Source organism: Pseudomonas sp. AC169 (genome assembly GCF_979258515.1).
Map to the genome: position 1 here is coordinate 635120 of NZ_OZ409866.1, position 16533 is coordinate 651652.

Genomic DNA, 16533 nt, shown 5'->3' on the forward strand with positions numbered 1-16533 from the left:
GTGAGTTAAACATCATGGAGAGCCAGAAATGCCCAGCCCACTGCGCCCGGAGCAACGCCGGTTCCCGCTGCATGTGCACATCAGCGTCATGTTCACATTCCTCCTGCTGCTCACCGGGGTAGTGTTAGGGCTGTTCAATTACCGCCAGACGACGCAGATCATCCTGTCGAGCAGCGAGAAGCTGTTCGAGCGGATTGAACAGGACGTTCGGCTGGACATGTCCGCCACCTATCAGCCGATCCGCCACCTGCTCAGTTTGCTGGCGGACAACCCCGCCAGTCAGGCCACCCGCCTTGAACAACGCTTGCCCTTGCTCAAACCGTTCAGCCAGTCGCTCACCGACAATCCCAACCTGGCCTCGCTGTATCTGGGTTATGCCAATGGCGACTTCTTCATGGTGCGCCCGCTACGCAGCGCCGCCCTGAAAACATTGCTCAAGGCCCCTGAAGCAGCGGCGTATCAGGTCTGGAGTATCGAGCATGACCCCCAGGGTGCGACGCACTCACAGTCGCTGTTTTTCGATCAGGCACTGACGCCGATCAGCCGTCAGAACAACCCCGAGGACGGCTACGATCCGCGCAGCCGTGCGTGGTTCAACGATGCCCGTCAACAAGACGAACAGATCACCACCGAACCCTACGTGTTTTTCTCCACGCACAATGTCGGTACGACGCTGGCCCGACGCAGCGGCGAAAACGCTGTCATCGGCGCAGACCTGACGCTGGTCGCCCTGTCGGCCGCGCTGAGCAAACATGTCGTCACACCGTCCACCGACATTGCCCTGTTCGATGCCGAGGGCAACGCCGTGGCGTACCCCGACAGCCAACGCCTGATCGTCGACGGCAGCACAGCGCATCTGGCCAAAGCGGCGGATCTGAGCCCGGGCCTGCATGCGTTGTTATCCGGGACAAATACCGGCAATCGCCTGCAAGCGGATGGTCGCCAGTGGATCGTCGCCCGCAGCAGCATTCAGGAGGGTGGCCCGAAAGGCTTGCAACTGGCGCTGCTGGTACCGGAGGACGAATTATTGGTCGATGCCTACCGCTTGCGCTGGCAAGGCGCGCTGATCACCCTCGCGACCCTGCTGTTGTGCCTGCCGCTGGGCTGGGTGATTTCGCGGATTCTGGTCAAGCCACTGCACGCGCTGGTCAGAGAAGCGGACGCAATCCGCAGTTTCGACTTCAATTTTCCGCTGGCACGCCGCTCGCCGGTGCTGGAAGTCGACCAGTTGAGCTTGTCGATGGCACGGATGAAAGACACCCTCGCGAGTTTCTTCCGGATCACCGATACCCTCGGCGCCGAAACCCGCTTTGCCCCCCTGCTGCAAAGGGTGCTGTTCGAAACGGTACAGATCGCCCAGGCTCAGGCAGGGCTGATCTATCTGCGTGAAAGTGACAGCAGCCGGATGGAGCCCTACGGATTGGTCATCGATGGCTCGCCTCAGGCGTTGTCCGCATTCGACATCCAGGGCCACGACCTGCAACACAGCAACGGTCCGGTGTGGTTCGAGCAATTGGTCAGCGCCAACAATGTCGTCAGCAATTTCGGCGTCGATCAGGCCGGGGATCTGCAGAAAGTCCTGCTGGCGATGCAATCGCCACGCATCCATCTGATCGGCATCCGCCTGCACAATCGTCATGACGAAACCATCGGCCTGCTGATCCTGCTGGTAAATGACAGTGGCACGGCAGCCGACCTGGAAAAACTGCGCCCCGACCGCATCGCTTTCCTGCAGGCAGTGTCCGGTGCGGCGGCGGTAAGCATCGAGAGCCAACGCCTGCAAGCCCGCCAGAAGCAGCTGCTCGACGCCTTTATTCAATTGCTCGCCGGAGCCATCGACGCCAAGAGTCCGTACACCGGTGGGCATTGTCAGCGTGTGCCCGAGCTGACGTTGATGCTTGCCCAGGCAGCGGCGGCCAGTCAGGCACCCGCCTTCAGTGCCTACCAGCCCAGCGAGGATGAATGGGAAGCCTTGCACATTGCCGCGTGGCTGCACGACTGCGGCAAGGTCACGACGCCGGAATACGTGGTCGACAAGGCGACCAAACTGGAAACCATCAACGACCGCATTCATGAAATCCGCACCCGCTTTGAAGTGCTCAAGCGTGATGCCTGGATCGGCTATTGGCAGGCGCGCGCCTTGGGCGGCGATGAGACAGCACTGGCGCAATTGCGCGATGCCACGCTGGCGGCGCTGGACGACGACTTTGCGTTTGTCGCGCGCTGCAATCTGGGCAGCGAAGCGATGGCCGAAGCGGATTTGCAACGCCTTGCTCACCTGGCCCAACGCACCTGGATGCGCACCCTTGATGATCGACTGGGCGTGTCATGGGAAGAGAGCCAGCGTCAGGCGCGCACGCCTGCACCGAGTTTGCCGATCAGTGAAAAGCTATTGGCCGACAAGCCCGAGCACTTGCTCGAACGGGACCCGAACGAGTTGATTCCCGAAGACAATCCGTGGGGCTTCAAACTGGATGTACCGCGCTACAAATACAATCGCGGCGAGCTGTACAACCTGAGCATCAGCCGCGGCACGCTGACCCGCGAAGAGCGTTACGTGATCAATCACCATATGGTGCAGACGATCATGATGCTCAGCCACCTGCCCTTCCCTGGCCACCTCGACAGCATTGCCGAAATCGCCGGCGGTCATCATGAAAAAATGGACGGCACCGGTTACCCGAAACGCCTGAAGCGTGAGGAGATGAGCCTGCCGGCGCGGATGATGGCGATTGCCGATATCTTCGAGGCGCTGACCGCAGCGGATCGCCCGTACAAGAAGGCGAAAACCCTGAGCGAGGCGTTAGCGATCATGGCCACCATGTGCCGTGAGGCGCACATCGATGCCGAGCTGTTTGAATTGTTCATCAACGAAGGCGTGTACATGCAGTACGCGATGCGTTTTCTCGATCACGGGCAGATCGACAACGTCGATCCGGCCAGCCTGTTGCGCAAGGCTGGCCTCACAGCGTGATCAGCAGTCGGTCAGACGCAGGAAAATCGCCGCCAGTTGCTCGATACCGGCCTGATCCTGGGCACCAAAACGCGCCAGTTTCGGGCTGTCGAGATCGAGCACGCCGATCAGGCGACCGTCCTTGACCAACGGCACGACCAGCTCACTGTTCGAAGCGCTGTCACAGGCGATATGTCCTGGGAACGCGTGCACGTCCTCAACGCGCTGGGTTTGCAGAGTGGCCGCCGCCGCACCGCATACGCCACGACCGAACGGAATACGCACACAGGCGATCTGTCCCTGGAACGGGCCGAGCACCAGTTCCTCGTTGCGATTGAGGTAAAAACCCGCCCAGTTCAGATCATCGAGCTGGTTGAACAGAAACGCCGAAAACTGCGCGGCATTGGCGATGAAATCGCGCTCGTCCGCCAGCAGCGATTCCAGTTGTGCGGCCAACATGCCATAGCCTTCGAGGCCCTGGCCGCTTTGTTGCAAATCAATCATGCCTTGTGCTCCAACAATTTCAGTCCCACCCAGTACCGGGCGAATTGGTACGCGCAACGTCCGTTGCGATTACCGCGGCCGGTGGCCCAACGCACGGCGAGGATGTCCAGTTCTTCGTCACGCTGCCAGCTCAGGCCGGCCTTGGCCGCCAATTGGCCGATCCAGTGCTCGACGACGTTGAGGAAGTGTTCTTGGGTAAACGGGTAGAACGACAGCCACAGACCGAAACGGTCCGACAGCGCGATCTTGTCTTCCACGGCTTCGCTGGGGTGCAGTTCGCCGTCGACGCGTTTCCAGTTTTCGTTGTCGCTTTCTTTCTCCGGCACCAAGTGGCGACGGTTGGAAGTGGCATACAACAGAACATTGTCCGGCGCCTGCTCAAGCGAGCCGTCGAGCACGCTTTTCAGCACGCGGTAATCGCCTTCACCGGATTCGAACGACAGGTCATCGCAAAACAGCACGAAACGTTGCGGCAGTTTACCGATCTGCTCGACTACCCGCGGCAGATCCGCCAGATGATCGCGCTCGATCTCGATCAGGCGCAGGCCAGCGGCGGCGTGTTCCGCCAGCAAGGCCCGCACCAGCGAAGACTTGCCGGTACCGCGCGAGCCCCAGAGCAGCGCATGGTTGGCCGGCATGCCATCGAGAAATTGCTGGGTATTGCGCCCCAATTGTTCAAGCTGTCGGTCGACACCGATCAGGTCGGACAGGCGCATGTCGAGGCTAACCTCCAGCGGCAACAGGTAGCCGCTGCGCCCGTCGCGCTGCCAGCGCGCAGCCAGGCAAGTGCCCCAGTCGATCACCGGCCGTGGTGCCGGCAACAGCGGTTCGATCCGCGCCAGAACCGACTCGGCGCGTTCAAGAAAAGCATTCAATCGGGAATCCACGTCTTCTCCTCGGGCACGTTCACAGTGATGATGGCGATTGCTGTGACGACGTACAGATAAAAATCACCCTACCAAGCCTTGTTACAAGGCGATTCGGGAACCTCGGTATCCATACATGATCGACTATGCTTGAGCAGCGAAGGGAAACGGAAGTGGTTCAACACCCCATGGATATCAAATTCACCCACCGGCTGTCTTACAAGCAAGCCAGGCTTACTGTGCTGGTCGGGTTCATTCTGGGCACGCTGCTCAGCCTGCTGCAAATCGGCATCGATTATGCCAGTGAAGACGCCTCCATCAACCGTGAAATCCTGTCTTTGCTGGAAATCAGCCATAACCCGGCCTCACGGATTGCCTACAACATCGACGCCGAACTGGCGCAGGAACTGACCCTGGGTCTGTTACGCTCGCCGGCGATCATTTCTGCGCAACTGATCGACAACAACAATACGGTGCTGGCCAGCGTCAAACGCCCGGAACTGCAAAGCGGCTATCGGGTGATCAGCGACTTCCTGTTTGGCGCCAAGCGCCAGTTCGAGGATCGTCTGTATCTGGATCATCTGCCCAACGAATCGCTGGGGGTTTTGAGCCTTGAGGTCGACACCTATGCCTTCGGCAGCCGTTTTCTGCGCCGGGCCGAGGTCACCCTGCTCAATGGGTTCGCGCGCAGCCTGATTCTCACCGGTATCCTCTTGGCGCTGTTCTACGTGATGCTGACCAAACCGCTGGTGCGGGTGATCCGCGAACTCAGCGGGCGCGACCCGCGCAGCGCCGAGCCGACCACGCTGGAGTGTCCGTCCGGCCACGGCAACGATGAAATCGGCGTGCTGGTCAAGGTCGCCAATCAGCAATTCGAGAACATTGCCACTGAAATCCAGCAGCGGCGCAACGCCGAAAACCGCCTGACCGACTACCTCGGACAACTGGAAAATATCGTCTCGGCGCGCACCGCTGAACTCAAGGCAATCAACGCACGGCTCAGTCAGTCCAATCAGGAACTCGAAGTCGCCCGCAGCACCGCCCTGGAAATGGCCGAGGCCCGCTCGGCGTTCCTCGCCAACATGAGCCATGAGATCCGCACACCACTTAACGGTCTGCTGGGAATGATTGCGCTGTCACTCGACGGCCCGTTGAATGCCGAACAGCAGCAACAGCTGTCGATCGCCCACGATTCGGGCAAGGTGCTGGTCGAATTGCTCAACGATATCCTCGACCTGTCGAAATTTGATGCCGGGCAGCTGGAGCTTGAGCACATCCCGTTCGATCTCGGCTCATTGGTCGAAGACACCGCCAACCTGTTGTCGCAGAACGCAGCGCCGAGCGTGGAACTCACCTGCCTGATCGATCCGCACTTCCCGGCACTGGTGCTGGGCGATCCGACACGGGTCCGGCAGATCGTCAGCAATCTGCTGTCCAACGCACTGAAATTTACCCGTTTCGGCCGGGTAGACGTGCGCTTGTCGACTTACAAGGATGGCGTGCGCATCGAAGTCTGCGACACCGGCATCGGTATCGCCCAGGACGCACAGCTGAAAATCTTTCAGCCGTTCACGCAGGCGGGCGCCGGCATCACTCGACAGTACGGCGGCACCGGGCTGGGACTGGCGCTGACGTACAACCTCTGCGAAGCCATGCAGGGGCGTCTGACCATCAGTTCCGAGACCGGTTTCGGCAGTCAGTTCTGTGCCGAGTTGCCACTGCCCTGTCATACCCGCGCACTGGCCCCTGCGCCCCTGCACGGCAAAGTCCTCGCTATCACTGCGGCCAGCAGCGGTCTGGCGGAACTGTTGCAGAGTCTGTTACCGGTCTGGGGCCTGACGTATGAGCAGCGCACCATCGATGACTCACTGATCGGCCTGGCACCGGACGTGGTGATTACCGATTGTCCCGAGTGCCTGTTCGGCCTGCGCCCGACGCTCGGAGCGCCGATTTTGCTGGTGACCGCCTACGGCAGTTTTCTGCCGAGCGAAGAAGCGGCAGCGCTGGCGCCTCTGCAACAACAGGCGCGGCCGTTGGCGCGCAACGCGCTCTATCAGAACCTGAGGCGCACCCTGCAACCGGACATCGTCGCCATCAATGATGCGCAACTTGAAACATCCCCTACCCTGAGACGCGGCCGGGTGTTGCTGGTCGAGGACAACCCGGTCAATCAACTGGTGGCCAAAGGCATGCTTGGCAAACTGGGCTGCGAAGTCATCGTCGCCGCCCATGGCGCCGAAGCGCTGGATCAACTGGAGTATCACGAATTCGATCTGGTGCTGATGGACTGCAACATGCCGGTGATGGACGGCTACGAAGCCAGCCGGCAGATCCGCCAGAGCGGGCGCTGGCCGAACCTGCCTATCGTCGCCCTGACTGCCAACGCCATGTCCGAGGAACGCGAACGCTGTCGCGCCGCCGGCATGAGCGACTATCTGGCCAAGCCATTCCGCCGTGAGGAACTGGCGGCATTGCTCGATCAATGGATCCCGACTACGACAGCGCTCTGATCTGCCCCAACAAGTGATCAAGGCCATCACGCAAGTCATTGAGGCGGTTCAGATCCACCCCGCTGTCGCACAGCAGACGGGCCTTGAGCGGCCCGACCTGCTCGCGCAAGGCTTGGCCGGCCGGTGTCAGGCTCAGGTGCACTTCCCGTTCGTCACGCGTCGAACGCTGGCGCTGCACCCATCGCAACTGCTCCAGACGCTTGAGCAACGGCGTCAGCGTGCCCGAATCAAGTGCCAGGCGTTCTCCTAAGGCCTTGACGGTCGGTTGCTCCGGCGCGGTGTCCTGCCATTCCCACAACACCAGCATCGCCAGGTATTGCGGGTACGTCAGGCCGAGCTGATCGAGCATCGGCTTGTAGGCCCGGATCACCGCCCGGGAGGCGGCGTAGAGCTTGAAGCACAACTGGTTGTCGAGCTTCAGCGAATCGACCGGCAGGCTGTTCATTTGAGCAAGGCTTCGATCTCGCGGCTCAGGTCCTGCGGCTTGGTGGCCGGGGCGAAGCGCTTGACCAACTGACCGTCCTTGCCGATGAGGAATTTGGTGAAGTTCCACTTGATGCCTTGCGAACCCAGTACGCCCGGCGCGCGTTTCTTCAACTGCACGAACAAGGGATGCGCGCCGGCGCCGTTGACTTCGATCTTTTTGAACAGCGGAAAGCTAACGCCGAAGTTCAGCTCGCAGAACTCGCTGATCGCCCCTTCGTTACCCGGCTCCTGCTTGCCGAACTGATTGCACGGGAAGCCCAAAACCACCAGGCCCTGATCCTTGTAGGTCTGCCACAGCTCCTCAAGGCCTTTGTATTGCGGGGTGAAACCGCACTTGCTGGCGGTATTGACCACCAACACGGCTTTGCCGGCGAAGTCGGCGAGGGTCTTTTGCTCACCCTTGATGGTGGTGCAGGGGATGTTCAGCAGGTTGTCGCTCATGACGTAGGGCTCCGCAGAAAAGTCGGGAAAGGCCAAACATAGCGAGCAATTAAATTGCGTGCAATTTAATTATCGAAAAACAAGGCGACCCACAGGTCGCCTTCATTCATTTATTCGCGTGGCTCAAGGTTCAGGCACACCGAATTGATGCAATAACGCAGACCGGTCGGCGGCGGACCATCGGGGAACACATGACCCAGATGCGCATCACAGTGCGCGCACTTCACTTCCGTGCGGATCATGCCGTGGGTGGTATCACGGATTTCGGTCATCGCGCTTTCGCCAATCGGCGCATAGAAGCTCGGCCAGCCGCAGCCGGAATCGAATTTGGTCGTGGAATCGAACAGCGGTTCATTGCAGCAGACACAGTGATAAACGCCGTCGGTCTTGGTCGCGTTGTATTTGCCGGAGAACGGTCGCTCGGTGGCACTGAGGCGGCAAACCTCGTACTGCTGCGGATCGAGCATGGCTTTCCATTCTTCCAGGGTTTTTTCCAACTTTTCCATCATCACACCTCAGCGGCTGAAAAAGCCCGATCTGTACCTTTTCCACGGATCGGGCGGCACGTATGATTGCGCCTCGTCACGCACCAGTCTGGCAGCCAGACCGGGCGCATTCAAACGGATTATGGGAGCCACGGCTCAAGACGTCCGCCTGTGTGAAAACACAGGAATCCCAGCACGGTTGTCCATTCGCCGCCTGGATCGTTCATTTTCGGGATCACATCGCCATGCAGTTCAGCAAATCGAACAAGCTCGCCAACGTCTGCTACGACATTCGCGGCCCGGTGCTCAAGCACGCCAAACGTCTGGAGGAGGAAGGCCAGCGCATCCTCAAGCTGAACATCGGCAACCCGGCGCCGTTTGGTTTCGAAGCGCCGGACGAAATCCTTCAGGATGTGATCCGCAATCTGCCGACCGCACAGGGCTACAGCGACTCCAAAGGCCTGTTCAGCGCGCGTAAAGCCGTGATGCAGTACTACCAGCAGAAGAATGTCGAAGGTGTCGGCATCGAAGACATCTACCTGGGCAACGGCGTGTCCGAACTGATCGTGATGTCGCTGCAGGCGCTGCTCAACAACGGCGACGAAGTGCTGGTGCCGGCCCCGGATTATCCGCTGTGGACTGCCGCCGTCAGCCTCGCCGGCGGTAACGCCGTGCACTACCTGTGCGATGAGGGTGCCGACTGGTTCCCGGATCTCGCCGACATCAAGGCCAAGATCACCCCGAACACCAAAGCCATGGTGATCATCAACCCGAACAACCCGACCGGTGCGGTGTATTCGAAGGAAGTCTTGCTGGGCATGCTGGAAATCGCCCGTGCGCACAACCTCGTGGTGTTCTCCGACGAAATCTACGACAAGATTCTGTACGACGACGCGGTGCACATCTGCACCGCGTCGCTGGCCCCGGATCTGCTCTGCCTGACCTTCAACGGTCTGTCGAAGTCGTACCGCGTGGCGGGTTTCCGTTCCGGCTGGATCGCGATTTCCGGGCCGAAGCACAATGCGCAGAGCTACATCGAAGGCATCGATATGCTGGCCAATATGCGCCTTTGTGCCAACGTGCCGAGCCAACACGCGATCCAGACCGCGCTGGGCGGCTACCAGAGCATCAATGATCTGGTGCTGCCGCAGGGGCGCCTGCTGGAGCAGCGCAACCGCACCTGGGAATTGCTCAACGACATTCCGGGTGTGAGCTGCGTCAAGCCGATGGGCGCACTGTATGCGTTCCCTAAAATCGACCCGAAAGTCTGCCCGATCCACAACGACGAGAAGTTCGTCCTCGACCTGTTGCTCTCCGAGAAACTGCTGGTGGTGCAGGGCACGGCGTTCAACTGGCCGTGGCCGGATCACTTCCGCGTGGTCACCCTGCCCCGCGTCGACGATCTGGAAATGGCCATCGGCCGTATCGGCAACTTCCTCAAGTCCTACCGCCAGTAACTGGCCAGCAGTGCGCAACGGCAAAACGTTGCGCACTGTCTGATTCAGCAACACTTCTGCATTCCAGCTCTGCGTACGCCTTCTACACTTGCGATTCGTACCGGTTGCCTGCGTTCGGCGTAATGGCGACGGGTCGCGGCTGGCTGTCATCCCTATCGTTATCTGTTGTGGGAAATATGCCGAGCACCGAAGAATCCGCTGTAGGACACAGTTTGAAATAGTCACTCAGTTGAATAGCCCGGTGCGGCACCTTATATACCCCGCAGTACGCTACATCTTTAGCTTGAGGAGATTTCTACAACCATGATGCGCATCCTGCTGTTTTTGGCCACTAACCTGGCGGTCGTGCTGATAGCCAGCATCACCCTGAGCCTTTTCGGCTTCAACGGGTTCATGGCGGCCAACGGGGTTGATCTCGACCTTAGTCAGCTGCTGGTTTTCTGTGCAGTCTTTGGTTTCGCCGGCTCGCTGTTCTCGCTGTTCATCTCCAAATGGATGGCGAAGATGAGCACCGGTACCCAGATCATCAGCCAGCCACGTACCCGGCATGAGCAATGGCTGCTGCAAACCGTCGAGCAACTGTCCCGCGAAGCCGGGATCAAGATGCCCGAAGTCGGTATTTTCCCGGCCTACGAAGCAAACGCCTTCGCTACCGGCTGGAACAAGAACGACGCGCTGGTCGCGGTCAGCCAGGGCTTGCTCGAGCGTTTCTCGCCTGATGAAGTGAAGGCCGTGCTGGCCCACGAAATCGGCCACGTCGCCAACGGCGACATGGTCACGCTGGCGCTGATCCAGGGCGTGGTGAACACCTTCGTGATGTTCTTTGCACGGATCATCGGCAACTTCGTCGACAAAGTGATCTTCAAGAACGAAGAAGGCCAGGGCATCGCCTACTACGTGGCGACCATCTTCGCCGAACTGGTACTGGGCATTCTCGCCAGTGCAATCGTCATGTGGTTCTCGCGCAAGCGCGAATTCCGTGCCGACGAAGCCGGCGCACGCCTGGCCGGCACCAGCGCGATGATCGGCGCACTGCAACGCCTGCGTGCCGAACAGGGCCTGCCGGTGCACATGCCGGACACCCTGAACGCCTTTGGCATCAACGGTGGCATCAAGCAGGGCTTTGCCCGCATGTTCATGAGCCACCCACCGCTGGAAGAGCGTATTGACGCACTGCGTCGTCGCGGTTGATCTGACCGGTGTAAACATGAAAGAGGCCCGCAGTGATGCGGGCCTTTTTCATATCTCTGGATTATGCGTCGACAGTGCCGGCCCTTTCGCGAGCAAGCTCGCTCCCACAGGGTTACGTGGTGTTAATGCAATAGGTGACACAGCACAAATCACTGTGGGAGCGAGCTTGCTCGCGAAGAGGCCCATAAGGGCGGCAACAAACTATCGGGAAGAAACGCGGTAAACCCGCTCCTCAAGCCGCGTCACGCCAGCCTGCAAGAACTTCCCGCTCTCACTCAGCACATCCTGCTCTTCGAGCACCTGCACCTGCCAGGCACCACTGAACAACCGCTGCACTTCATCATCCCCCACCGCAAACGGTGGCCCGGGCATTTGCCCCTGATCGTAATCCAGCGTGATCAACAGCCCCTGCACACCCAACGGCAGGATCTGCTGAAGATGCGCGGCATAGCGCTCACGCATCGGCGGCGGCAAGGCGATCAGCGCGGCGCGGTCGTACAACGCCGTGCAATCGGCTACATCGCTCGCCGTCAGCGCGAAGAAGTCACCGCACCACAACTCGATGGCATCGCTGCGATAGACTTTGAATGCGCCCTTCTGGCTGACCTGCGGCTGCACCTGATGCTCACCGAAAAAATCTTCGATGGCCTTCGCCGACAGCTCAATCCCAAGCACTTGATGACCGCGCCCGGCCAGCCACGCCAGATCCAGACTTTTCCCACACAAAGGCACGAGCACTCGCGCCGGTGCCGGCACCGCCCAGTGTCGCTGCAAGTACGGGTTCACCTCAGGCAAATGAAAACCGATCTGCCCCGAATCCCACTTCTTGTGCCAAAACTCAGGTTGCATGCATCACTCCCAATAATTCGATCAAAAAGCGTTAAAACTTATATTAGATTTAGATCAATGATCTGACTGAAGATGAGGTCATCTTAACGCTCAGGAGCCCATCATGTTTCCCAGCCTGTTTATTTCCCACGGCTCACCCATGCTCGCTCTGGAACCCGGTGCCAGTGGTCCGGCCCTGGCGCGCCTTGCCGCTGAATTACCGAAACCCAAAGCTATCGTGATCGTCTCTGCGCATTGGGAAAGTCACGAGTTGCTGGTCAGCAGTCATGCGCAACCGGAAACCTGGCACGACTTCGGCGGTTTCCCCCGCGCACTCTTTGAGGTGCAGTACCCGGCGCCGGGCAATCCGCAACTGGCCGCTGAGGTGGCCAATCTGTTGAATGCCAACAACCTGCCTGCGCGTCTCGATCCGCAACGCCCGTTCGATCACGGTGTTTGGGTGCCGTTGTCGCTGATGTACCCGCAAGCGGATATTCCAGTGGTGCAGGTTTCGCTGCCGAGTCGCGCTGGCCCGGCGTTGCAAACCCGGGTCGGCCGAGCGCTGGCGAGCCTGCGTGATCAGGGCATTTTGCTGATCGGCTCCGGCAGCATCACCCACAACCTGCGTGAACTGGACTGGCACGCCGGCCCGGAGAGTGTCGAGCCTTGGGCGCGGGATTTCCGTGACTGGGTGATCGAGAAACTGGCGGCCGACGATGAGGCGGCGCTGCATGATTATCGCCAGCAGGGGCCGCATGCGGTGCGCAGCCATCCGAGTGATGAGCATTTGTTGCCGCTGTATTTCGCGCGGGGTGCGGGCGGTGAGTTCAGCGTGGCGCACAAGGGATTCACGATGGGTGCGCTGGGCATGGATATTTATCGTTTCGGTTGACGCCTTCGCGAGCAGGCTCGCTCCCACAAAGGCAAAAATCAGGCAAAAAAAATCCCCGAACCAGTCGGGGATTTTTTATATTCGATCAATCAGCCCGGGGGCGGATCAATCTTCGCGATAGCGACGCAGTTTCAGCTGCTTACCGGCAACGCGAGTGTCCTTCAGTTTGGTCAGGAGCTTGTCCAGACCATCTTCCGGCAGCTCGACGAGGCTGAAGCTGTCACGCACCTGGATGCGACCGATCGCTTCACGGGCCAGACCGCCTTCGTTGAGGATGGCGCCCAGCAGGTTCTTCGCAGCGATACCGTCACGCGCGCCCAGCGCGGTACGGCAACGAGCACGGCCTTCGCCCAGAGGCATTGGCGCGCGACGCTCGCGGTCACCACGATCAGGACGATCACCGGTGCGCTCAGGACGGTCGCCACGCGGTGCGTTGTTCGGCACCAGTGGACGTTCCTTCTCGATGGCAGCCAGGTTCAGCGCTTGACCGTTGGTGGCTTTGCGCAGCAGCGCAGCGGCCAGAGCACGCGGGGTGCAGCCGATGTCTGCAGTCAGACGGTCGAGCAGCTCACCGTGAGTCGACTCGGCATCAGCGACCAGCGGCGACAGGCTGTTGGTCAGTTTCTTGATGCGCGCATCGAGAACAGCCTGAGCATCCGGCAGGCGGACTTCAGCGACTTTCTGACCGGTTACACGCTCGATCACTTGCAGCATGCGGCGCTCACGTGGAGTCACCAGCAGCAGTGCACGACCTTCGCGACCGGCACGGCCAGTACGGCCAATACGGTGAACGTAGGATTCCGGGTCGTACGGCATGTCAACGTTGAACACGTGAGTGATGCGCGGAACGTCCAGACCACGAGCAGCAACGTCGGTCGCGACAACGATGTCCAGACGGCCATCTTTCAGCGAGTCGATGACGCGCTCACGCTGGTTCTGGGCGATGTCACCGTTCAGCGCCGCGGCTTTGTAGCCTTTGGCGTCGAGGGCGCTGGCCAGATCCAGGGTCGCTTGCTTGGTGCGCACGAACATGATCAGCGCGTCGAAATCTTCCACTTCCAGCAAGCTGAGAACGGCCGAAGTCTTCTGGTCAGCGTGAACCAACAGGTGAGCCTGTTCGATCGCGGTAACGGTCTGGGTCTTGGTCTGGATCTTCACGTGTTGCGGATCGCGCAGATGGCGTTCGGCAATGGCGCGGATCGACTGCGGCAGGGTAGCCGAGAACAATACGGTCTGACGGGTAGGTGGCAGAGCCTTGAAGATGACTTCCAGGTCATCCATGAAGCCCAGTTTCAACATTTCGTCAGCTTCGTCGAGAACCAGGTGGTTCACGGTCGACAGCACTTTTTCGTCACGACGCAGGTGGTCGCACAGACGGCCCGGAGTGGCGACAACGATCTGTGCGCCATTACGGATTGCTTTCAGTTGCGGGCCCATCGGCGCGCCGCCGTAAACGGCCACAACGGTAACGCCCGGCATTTGCTTGGCGTAGGTTTCGAAAGCGGTTGCTACTTGCAGCGCCAACTCACGAGTTGGCGCCAGGATCAGGGCTTGCGGTTCGCGCTTGGCAGGATCGATGCGGTGCAGGATAGGCAGTGCGAACGCGGCGGTTTTACCGGTACCGGTTTGCGCCTGGCCAATCATGTCCTGGCCGGCCATGATGATCGGGATCGATTGCTGCTGAATCGCCGAAGGCTCTTCGTAGCCGGTCGCTGCGACGGCTGCAAGAATATTCGGGTTAAGATTAAAAGCGGCGAATCCGCCGGTTTCCTGGGTCATGGGTCTGCCTCTAAGTGCATCCGCAAAGACCCATGCTCCAAAGCTGCGCATGCCGTGTTGAGACTCAAGAGTCGCCCTGGCAGCTTTGTCGGCGGGGATTTGCGAAAACGAATGAATGAAAAAAAAGAATCGTCCGGGAAGAGCCCGCAATGCGGACGTGCAGCCGAAGCTGACTTCGGGGAATTGCGCTACCTAAACGCGGCCCGGTTAAAGGCCGGCGCGCACTATACCGGATTTTGCCCGAAAAGGGAGCTTTTTTTATCGTCTGAATGCGTGTGTCACCGCTGTGTAACGGGGTTTTGCGGATAATCGCGTCAAGGTCTATTTTTCAAAGGCCCGGCCCTGCGGGCGATGACGCTTAAACGATTCACCGATGTGCGGCATACCGTCGCTGCCACCGCCCTTCCCGCCCGAGGATCCAGCCATGAATCAGCCCTGCCCCGGCCGCGTCAGCCGTGAACGCCGTGGCCACGTCCACCTGATCGGCCTTGATCGAGCAGCCAAGCGCAATGCTTTCGACCTCGACCTGCTCAATGAACTTAGCCTGGCCTATGGCGAGTTCGAGGCCGACAGCGAGGCACGGGTCGCGGTGGTGTTCGGCCATGGCGAGCACTTTACCGCCGGTCTGGATCTGGTGAATGCCAGCGGCGCACTCGCCGAAGGCTGGCAGGTTCCGACCGGTGGATGCGACCCCTGGGGTGTTTTCGTCGGGCCAAGGGTGAGCAAACCGGTGATTGTCGCCGCGCAGGGTTACTGCCTGACCATTGGCATAGAACTGATGCTGGCGGCGGATATCAACCTGTGTGCGAGCAATACCCGCTTCGCGCAAATGGAAGTGCAGCGTGGGATTTTTCCTTTTGGTGGCGCGACTTTACGTTTTCAGCAGATCGCTGGCTGGGGCAATGCCATGCGCTGGTTGCTGACCGGCGACGAGTTTGATGCCCACGATGCGTTGCACTTGGGCTTGGTGCAGGAAGTGATGGCCAGTGAGGATTTGCTGCCACGGGCGATTGAACTGGCCGAACGGATTGCCCGCCAGGCACCGTTGGGGGTGCAGGCGACGTTGCTGTCGGCGCGGCAGGCGCGGTATGAAGGTGAGACGGCGGCGGCACAAGGGTTGCCGGCGCTGGTGAAGAAGTTGCTGGCCAGTGAGGATGCCAAGGAGGGGGTGAGGTCGCTGGTGGAGCGGCGACCTGGCATTTTCAAAGGGATCTGAAATATTCGCTGGTTATCAGACCCTCTTCGCGAGCAGGCTCGCTCCCACAGGGAAAATGCATTCCAATGTGGGAGCGAGCTTGCTCGCGAAGGGGCCCTCACTGACAACTCATGTAGCCGGGCGAATCGCATTGATCAACGACTGCAACGAATACCCCAGCCGCGGCGCCAGCGCTTCAGCCCTTGCGGTCAGCGCCTGCATGTCCAGCGCCTGATCAAGATCCGCTGGCACAAGCAGAATCACATTGCCCTCCTTCACCGGCAGCTCCCAATAATGCCGGTGATAGAGTCCGCGTAATAGCGCCGCGCCCAGCGGCTGGCCATCATCGGTAGCCCACTGATTGATCACCAGCCAGCCACCCGGATTCAGACGCTTCTGGCAATCACCGAGAAAACCCCAGGCCAGATGCCCGACACCCGGCCCGACGTCAGTGTAGAGGTCGACGAAGATCAGATCCGCAGGCTCTGCGGTCGGCAACAACTCCAGCGCATCGCCGACACGGATGTACAGGCGAGGATCATCATCCAGCCCGAGGTATTCGATAGCCAAACGCGGCACGTCCGGGCGCAGTTCGATGGCTTCGACATCTTCCAGCGGCAGGAACTTGAGGCAGGCCTGAGTCAACGTACCGGCGCCGAGCCCGAGAAACAGCGCACTCTCCGGCTGCTCATGGCACAACGCGCCGATCAGCATCGCCCGGGTGTAGTCGTATTCCAGCCAGCTCGGATCAGCGGTGAACACGCAGCTCTGCTCAATGGCATCGCCAAATTCGAGAAACCGGTAGTCGGCCACTTCCAGCACGCGAATCACGCCGAACTCATCCTGTACTTCGGCGAGCAGATGCTCGACGCGCTCCTCAGTCATTTCGTCTCCTGATGGTCACCGGGCGCGGTGACGCGATGGCACCGCTGTGGCGCCGTGGCAA

At 60.1% G+C, this 16533-nt stretch carries 14 protein-coding genes; 6 read left to right on the top strand and 8 right to left on the bottom strand.

Translation table 11 applies throughout. From position 1 onward, the window contains the following. Positions 1-28: 28 nt before the first annotated feature. Positions 29-2974: an HD domain-containing phosphohydrolase gene (locus tag ACZZ0G_RS02775; protein ID WP_463555231.1), complete on the top strand. Its 2946-nt coding sequence runs from the start codon at positions 29-31 to the stop codon at positions 2972-2974. On the opposite strand, the gene ACZZ0G_RS02780 is transcribed toward ACZZ0G_RS02775, so the two are convergent. After that, a complete protein-coding gene (locus tag ACZZ0G_RS02780) occupies positions 2975-3457 on the bottom strand; it encodes a GAF domain-containing protein (RefSeq protein WP_401213422.1) in 483 nt (160 codons plus the stop codon). It abuts the gene before it with no gap. Further along, entirely contained in the window at positions 3454-4344 is an 891-nt protein-coding gene (locus tag ACZZ0G_RS02785) for an ATP-binding protein (RefSeq protein WP_007908631.1), read from the bottom strand. The genes ACZZ0G_RS02780 and ACZZ0G_RS02785 overlap by 4 nt, the downstream gene beginning before the upstream one ends. A 167-nt stretch (positions 4345-4511) precedes the next feature. Here ACZZ0G_RS02785 and ACZZ0G_RS02790 point away from each other — a divergent pair, with 167 nt between their 5' ends. Continuing rightward, a complete protein-coding gene (locus ACZZ0G_RS02790) occupies positions 4512-6833 on the top strand; it encodes a hybrid sensor histidine kinase/response regulator (protein ID WP_463555232.1) in 2322 nt (773 codons plus the stop codon). On the opposite strand, the gene ACZZ0G_RS02795 is transcribed toward ACZZ0G_RS02790, so the two are convergent. From ACZZ0G_RS02795 to msrB, 3 genes are all read right to left on the bottom strand, one after another. Beyond that, positions 6817-7278, bottom strand: a complete 462-nt coding sequence (locus ACZZ0G_RS02795) for a MarR family winged helix-turn-helix transcriptional regulator (protein ID WP_463555233.1) — start codon at positions 7276-7278, stop codon at positions 6817-6819. The genes ACZZ0G_RS02790 and ACZZ0G_RS02795 overlap by 17 nt on opposite strands. Then, on the bottom strand, positions 7275-7760 hold the full coding sequence (locus ACZZ0G_RS02800; protein ID WP_034155230.1) for a glutathione peroxidase: 486 nt from the start codon (positions 7758-7760) through the stop codon (positions 7275-7277). The genes ACZZ0G_RS02795 and ACZZ0G_RS02800 overlap by 4 nt, the downstream gene beginning before the upstream one ends. A 110-nt stretch (positions 7761-7870) precedes the next feature. Continuing rightward, the gene (gene msrB / locus ACZZ0G_RS02805; RefSeq protein ID WP_463555234.1) at positions 7871-8266 is read right to left on the bottom strand and encodes a peptide-methionine (R)-S-oxide reductase MsrB; all 396 of its coding nucleotides are present in this window, start codon (positions 8264-8266) and stop codon (positions 7871-7873) included. 224 nt (positions 8267-8490) lie between these two features. On the opposite strand from msrB, the gene ACZZ0G_RS02810 reads away from it, so the two are divergent. Together ACZZ0G_RS02810 and htpX are read left to right on the top strand one after the other, a co-directional pair. Then, positions 8491-9702: a pyridoxal phosphate-dependent aminotransferase gene (locus tag ACZZ0G_RS02810; protein WP_007908620.1), complete on the top strand. Its 1212-nt coding sequence runs from the start codon at positions 8491-8493 to the stop codon at positions 9700-9702. Between the two features lie 303 nt (positions 9703-10005). Further along, the gene (gene htpX, locus ACZZ0G_RS02815) at positions 10006-10893 is read left to right on the top strand and encodes a protease HtpX (RefSeq protein WP_007908619.1); all 888 of its coding nucleotides are present in this window, start codon (positions 10006-10008) and stop codon (positions 10891-10893) included. A 201-nt stretch (positions 10894-11094) separates the two neighbouring features. Here the strand turns inward: htpX and ACZZ0G_RS02820 are convergent, their stop codons facing one another. Then, entirely contained in the window at positions 11095-11742 is a 648-nt protein-coding gene (locus ACZZ0G_RS02820; RefSeq protein WP_463555235.1) for a thiopurine S-methyltransferase, read from the bottom strand. Between the two features lie 103 nt (positions 11743-11845). Here ACZZ0G_RS02820 and ACZZ0G_RS02825 point away from each other — a divergent pair, with 103 nt between their 5' ends. Next, a complete protein-coding gene (locus ACZZ0G_RS02825) occupies positions 11846-12613 on the top strand; it encodes a DODA-type extradiol aromatic ring-opening family dioxygenase (protein WP_463555236.1) in 768 nt (255 codons plus the stop codon). A gap of 105 nt (positions 12614-12718) precedes the next feature. Here the strand turns inward: ACZZ0G_RS02825 and ACZZ0G_RS02830 are convergent, their stop codons facing one another. Continuing rightward, a complete protein-coding gene (locus tag ACZZ0G_RS02830) occupies positions 12719-14392 on the bottom strand; it encodes a DEAD/DEAH box helicase (RefSeq protein WP_123453007.1) in 1674 nt (557 codons plus the stop codon). 424 nt (positions 14393-14816) lie between these two features. On the opposite strand from ACZZ0G_RS02830, the gene ACZZ0G_RS02835 reads away from it, so the two are divergent. Further along, complete coding sequence (locus ACZZ0G_RS02835) at positions 14817-15608, top strand: crotonase/enoyl-CoA hydratase family protein (protein ID WP_463555237.1); 792 nt, start codon at positions 14817-14819, stop codon at positions 15606-15608. Positions 15609-15716: 108 nt separating this feature from the next. Here the strand turns inward: ACZZ0G_RS02835 and ACZZ0G_RS02840 are convergent, their stop codons facing one another. After that, entirely contained in the window at positions 15717-16472 is a 756-nt protein-coding gene (locus tag ACZZ0G_RS02840) for a spermidine synthase (RefSeq protein ID WP_463555238.1), read from the bottom strand. Positions 16473-16533 lie beyond the last annotated feature (61 nt).

Coding starts and splice junctions, on each gene's coding strand:
- ACZZ0G_RS02830 (WP_123453007.1), bottom strand. CDS start 14,392: ATGACCCAGGAAACCGGCGGATTCGCCGCTTTTAATCTTAACCCGAAT.
- ACZZ0G_RS02835 (WP_463555237.1), top strand. CDS start 14,817: ATGAATCAGCCCTGCCCCGGCCGCGTCAGCCGTGAACGCCGTGGCCAC.
- ACZZ0G_RS02810 (WP_007908620.1), top strand. CDS start 8,491: ATGCAGTTCAGCAAATCGAACAAGCTCGCCAACGTCTGCTACGACATT.
- ACZZ0G_RS02840 (WP_463555238.1), bottom strand. CDS start 16,472: ATGACTGAGGAGCGCGTCGAGCATCTGCTCGCCGAAGTACAGGATGAG.
- msrB (WP_463555234.1), bottom strand. CDS start 8,266: ATGGAAAAGTTGGAAAAAACCCTGGAAGAATGGAAAGCCATGCTCGAT.
- ACZZ0G_RS02820 (WP_463555235.1), bottom strand. CDS start 11,742: ATGCAACCTGAGTTTTGGCACAAGAAGTGGGATTCGGGGCAGATCGGT.
- ACZZ0G_RS02790 (WP_463555232.1), top strand. CDS start 4,512: ATGGATATCAAATTCACCCACCGGCTGTCTTACAAGCAAGCCAGGCTT.
- ACZZ0G_RS02780 (WP_401213422.1), bottom strand. CDS start 3,457: ATGATTGATTTGCAACAAAGCGGCCAGGGCCTCGAAGGCTATGGCATG.
- ACZZ0G_RS02825 (WP_463555236.1), top strand. CDS start 11,846: ATGTTTCCCAGCCTGTTTATTTCCCACGGCTCACCCATGCTCGCTCTG.
- ACZZ0G_RS02775 (WP_463555231.1), top strand. CDS start 29: ATGCCCAGCCCACTGCGCCCGGAGCAACGCCGGTTCCCGCTGCATGTG.
- ACZZ0G_RS02795 (WP_463555233.1), bottom strand. CDS start 7,278: ATGAACAGCCTGCCGGTCGATTCGCTGAAGCTCGACAACCAGTTGTGC.
- ACZZ0G_RS02800 (WP_034155230.1), bottom strand. CDS start 7,760: ATGAGCGACAACCTGCTGAACATCCCCTGCACCACCATCAAGGGTGAG.
- htpX (WP_007908619.1), top strand. CDS start 10,006: ATGATGCGCATCCTGCTGTTTTTGGCCACTAACCTGGCGGTCGTGCTG.